The organism is Chryseobacterium sediminis (genome assembly GCF_008386505.1).
GTDB lineage: Bacteria > Bacteroidota > Bacteroidia > Flavobacteriales > Weeksellaceae > Chryseobacterium > Chryseobacterium sediminis.
On sequence record NZ_VUNZ01000009.1, the window covers coordinates 1 to 5283 of the forward strand.

Genomic DNA, 5283 nt, shown 5'->3' on the forward strand with positions numbered 1-5283 from the left:
TCGCAACGTTCTTTAACAATATAAAGCAATCATCTGTGTGGGCACTCGTACAGATTGAGTTCTAACAGCCAAGCTACTTAGGTAGTGAGGCAAACAAATTTAGAGTCTCAATTGAAACTGAGTGACCAACAGCAATAACTTACTTAGGTTTTACTTAAGAAAAGAATTGCAGCACAGTCAATTCAATATCGAAAGATATTAAATAAATTCAGAATTCATTGAGCTGTCGAAAGACACAAAACTTTTTAATTGAAGAGTTTGATCATGGCTCAGATTGAACGCTGGCGGCAGGCCTAACACATGCAAGTCGAGCGGTAACAGAGAGGTGCTTGCACCTTTGCTGACGAGCGGCGGACGGGTGAGTAATGCTTGGGAACATGCCTTGAGGTGGGGGACAACAGTTGGAAACGACTGCTAATACCGCATAATGTCTACGGACCAAAGGGGGCTTCGGCTCTCGCCTTTAGATTGGCCCAAGTGGGATTAGCTAGTTGGTGAGGTAATGGCTCACCAAGGCAACGATCCCTAGCTGGTTTGAGAGGATGATCAGCCACACTGGGACTGAGACACGGCCCAGACTCCTACGGGAGGCAGCAGTGGGGAATATTGCACAATGGGCGCAAGCCTGATGCAGCCATGCCGCGTGTGTGAAGAAGGCCTTCGGGTTGTAAAGCACTTTCAGTCAGGAGGAAAGGTTAGTAGTTAATACCTGCTAGCTGTGACGTTACTGACAGAAGAAGCACCGGCTAACTCCGTGCCAGCAGCCGCGGTAATACGGAGGGTGCGAGCGTTAATCGGAATTACTGGGCGTAAAGCGTACGCAGGCGGTTTGTTAAGCGAGATGTGAAAGCCCCGGGCTCAACCTGGGAACTGCATTTCGAACTGGCAAACTAGAGTGTGATAGAGGGTGGTAGAATTTCAGGTGTAGCGGTGAAATGCGTAGAGATCTGAAGGAATACCGATGGCGAAGGCAGCCACCTGGGTCAACACTGACGCTCATGTACGAAAGCGTGGGGAGCAAACAGGATTAGATACCCTGGTAGTCCACGCCGTAAACGATGTCTACTAGAAGCTCGGAGCCTCGGCTCTGTTTTTCAAAGCTAACGCATTAAGTAGACCGCCTGGGGAGTACGGCCGCAAGGTTAAAACTCAAATGAATTGACGGGGGCCCGCACAAGCGGTGGAGCATGTGGTTTAATTCGATGCAACGCGAAGAACCTTACCTACACTTGACATACAGAGAACTTACCAGAGATGGTTTGGTGCCTTCGGGAACTCTGATACAGGTGCTGCATGGCTGTCGTCAGCTCGTGTTGTGAGATGTTGGGTTAAGTCCCGCAACGAGCGCAACCCCTATCCTTAGTTGCTAGCAGGTAATGCTGAGAACTCTAAGGAGACTGCCGGTGATAAACCGGAGGAAGGTGGGGACGACGTCAAGTCATCATGGCCCTTACGTGTAGGGCTACACACGTGCTACAATGGCGCATACAGAGTGCTGCGAACTCGCGAGAGTAAGCGAATCACTTAAAGTGCGTCGTAGTCCGGATTGGAGTCTGCAACTCGACTCCATGAAGTCGGAATCGCTAGTAATCGCATATCAGAATGATGCGGTGAATACGTTCCCGGGCCTTGTACACACCGCCCGTCACACCATGGGAGTGGGTTGCTCCAGAAGTAGATAGTCTAACCCTCGGGAGGACGTTTACCACGGAGTGATTCATGACTGGGGTGAAGTCGTAACAAGGTAGCCCTAGGGGAACCTGGGGCTGGATCACCTCCTTATACGATTTAGAACTTATTTGTTCGTAGTGTCCACACAGATGATTGTTAGTTAGTTTTACCCTTTGGGTTTAACTGATTAATATGCTCTTTAAAAATTTGGAAAAGCTGATAATAAAATTCTGATAAATATTCGTATTTATCAAGAGTTTTCAAAAGTAAAAAAGAATGATAGCAGTATCATTCAGTGCCAATTTGATCATTTATGGTTAATTGGTATCTACTTTAGTATTCAATATTAACTTCTGGCGAAGTTAAACTGTCACATAACAAAGACCCGTTTGGGTTGTATGGTTAAGTGACTAAGCGTACACGGTGGATGCCTTGGCAGTTGGAGGCGATGAAGGACGTATTAACTTGCGATAAGCCTAGTCAAGCTAGTAAAAAGCGCTTGAGACTAGGATTTCCGAATGGGGAAACCCACCTGCTTGCAGGTATCGTTAACTGAATACATAGGTTAACGAGGCGAACGCGGAGAACTGAAACATCTAAGTACCCGTAGGAAAAGAAATCAACCGAGATTCCGATAGTAGCGGCGAGCGAAATCGGAACAGCCCTTAAGCTTATTATGTGTTAATGGAAGGCTCTGGAAAGTGCCACGATACAGGGTGATAGTCCCGTACATGAAAAGACATTTTAAGTGAAATCGAGTAGGTCGGAGCACGTGAAACTTTGACTGAATATAGGTGGACCATCATCTAAGGCTAAATACTCCCAACTGACCGATAGTGAACCAGTACCGTGAGGGAAAGGCGAAAAGAACCCCTGTGAGGGGAGTGAAATAGAACCTGAAACCGTGTACGTACAAGCAGTAGGAGCCTACTTGTTAGGTGACTGCGTACCTTTTGTATAATGGGTCAGCGACTTATATTTTGTAGCGAGGTTAACCGATTAGGGTAGCCGTAGGGAAACCGAGTCTTAACTGGGCGAATAGTTGCAAGGTATAGACCCGAAACCCGGTGATCTAGCCATGGGCAGGTTGAAGGTTGAGTAACATCAACTGGAGGACCGAACCCACTAACGTTGAAAAGTTAGGGGATGACCTGTGGCTAGGAGTGAAAGGCTAATCAAACCGGGAGATAGCTGGTTCTCCCCGAAATCTATTTAGGTAGAGCCTCGGACGAATACTTACGGGGGTAGAGCACTGTTAAGGCTAGGGGGTCATCCCGACTTACCAACCCTTTGCAAACTCCGAATACCGTAAAGTAATATCCGGGAGACACACGGCGGGTGCTAACGTCCGTCGTGAAGAGGGAAACAACCCAGACCGCCAGCTAAGGTCCCAAAGTCATAGTTAAGTGGGAAACGATGTGGAAAGGCCCAGACAGCCAGGAGGTTGGCTTAGAAGCAGCCATCCTTTAAAGAAAGCGTAATAGCTCACTGGTCGAGTCGGTCTGCGCGGAAGATGTAACGGGGCTAAACTATGCACCGAAGCTGCGGATTCATCTTAGGATGAGTGGTAGGGGAGCGTTCTGTAAGCGGTTGAAGGTGTACCGGGAGGTATGCTGGACGTATCAGAAGTGCGAATGCTGACATGAGTAACGATAATGCGGGTGAAAAACCCGCACGCCGGAAGACCAAGGGTTCCTATCCCATGTTAATCAGGGTAGGGTAAGTCGACCCCTAAGGCGAGGCCGAAAGGCGTAGTCGATGGGAAACGGATTAATATTTCCGTACTTGGTATAATTGCGATGGGGGGACGGAGAAGGCTAAGCAAGCATGGCGATGGTTGTCCATGTGAAAGTGAGTAGGCTAGTGACTTAGGTAAATCCGGGTTGCTGTTAGGCTGAGACACGAGACGAGCACCCAAGGGTGTGAAGTTGCTGATGCCATACTTCCAGGAAAAGCCTCTAAGCTTCAGATTATACCGAATCGTACCCCAAACCGACACAGGTGGTCAGGTAGAGAATACTAAGGCGCTTGAGAGAACTCGGGTGAAGGAACTAGGCAAAATCGTACCGTAACTTCGGGAGAAGGTACGCTCCTATCTGTGATGAGACTTGCTCTCTAAGCGGACGGGAGCCGCAGTGACCAGGTGGCTGGGACTGTTTATTAAAAACACAGCACTGTGCAAAATCGCAAGATGACGTATACGGTGTGACACCTGCCCGGTGCCGGAAGGTTAATTGATGGGGTTAGTTTTCGGACGAAGCTCTTGATCGAAGCCCCGGTAAACGGCGGCCGTAACTATAACGGTCCTAAGGTAGCGAAATTCCTTGTCGGGTAAGTTCCGACCTGCACGAATGGTGTAACCATGGCCACGCTGTCTCCACCCGAGACTCAGTGAAATTGAAATCGCAGTGAAGATGCTGTGTACCCGCGGCTAGACGGAAAGACCCCGTGAACCTTTACTACAGCTTGGCACTGAACATTGAACCTACATGTGTAGGATAGGTGGGAGACTTTGAAGCAGCGACGCTAGTTGTTGTGGAGTCGTCCTTGAAATACCACCCTTGTAGTTTTGATGTTCTAACGTTGGCCCCTGAATCGGGGTTACGGACAGTGCCTGGTGGGTAGTTTGACTGGGGCGGTCTCCTCCCAAAGAGTAACGGAGGAGCACGAAGGTTGGCTAAGTACGGTCGGACATCGTACGGTTAGTGTAATGGTAGAAGCCAGCTTAACTGCGAGACAGACACGTCGAGCAGGTACGAAAGTAGGTCATAGTGATCCGGTGGTTCTGAATGGAAGGGCCATCGCTCAACGGATAAAAGGTACTCCGGGGATAACAGGCTGATACCGCCCAAGAGTTCATATCGACGGCGGTGTTTGGCACCTCGATGTCGGCTCATCACATCCTGGGGCTGAAGTCGGTCCCAAGGGTATGGCTGTTCGCCATTTAAAGTGGTACGCGAGCTGGGTTTAGAACGTCGTGAGACAGTTCGGTCCCTATCTGCCGTGGGCGTTTGAGAATTGAGAGGGGTTGCTCCTAGTACGAGAGGACCGGAGTGAACGAACCGCTGGTGTTCGGGTTGTCATGCCAATGGCATTGCCCGGTAGCTACGTTCGGAACTGATAAGCGCTGAAAGCATCTAAGCGCGAAGCAGGCCTCGAGATGATTTCTCACTAGACTTTTAAAGTCTCTGAAGGGCCGTTGAAGACTACAACGTTGATAGGCAAGATGTGGAAGTGGTGTGAGCCATTAAGCTAACTTGTACTAATTACCCGTGAGGCTTAACCATACAACGCCAAACGCGTTTTGTGACAGAAACAAGCGACAGAAGTTAATAGCTAAAGTAGATAGATACTTAGACTTAAAAAATATTATCAGAATTTTCCAAATTTATGAGGTGACTCTTAGCGCGTAGCGTTAACATTGAGGCACCTTGCGCAAAGGAAAAAGAAGCACTACGTGCTTGTCCTTAATCCTTTGCACCTAATTTGCTTGGTAACCATAGCGTTTTGGACCCACCTGACCCCATGCCGAACTCAGTAGTGAAACGAAACAGCGCCGATGATAGTGTAGCATTTGCTATGTGAAAGTAGGACATTGCCAGGCTCCAAATA

The 5283-nt window shown here is 48.7% G+C and carries 3 rRNA genes; all 3 read left to right on the forward strand.

From position 1 onward, the window contains the following. The first annotated feature begins 246 nt into the window (after positions 1 to 246). The 3 genes from FW780_RS22210 to rrf all read left to right on the forward strand — a co-directional run bounded on the left by FW780_RS22210 (position 247) and on the right by rrf (position 5275). Positions 247 to 1782, forward strand: a 16S ribosomal RNA gene (locus FW780_RS22210). A gap of 289 nt (positions 1783 to 2071) precedes the next feature. Beyond that, positions 2072 to 4958, forward strand: a 23S ribosomal RNA gene (locus tag FW780_RS22215). Between the two features lie 202 nt (positions 4959 to 5160). Next, positions 5161 to 5275, forward strand: a 5S ribosomal RNA gene (gene rrf, locus FW780_RS22220). The 16S, 23S and 5S rRNA genes sit together here, the layout of an rRNA operon. Positions 5276 to 5283: the final 8 nt, after the last annotated feature.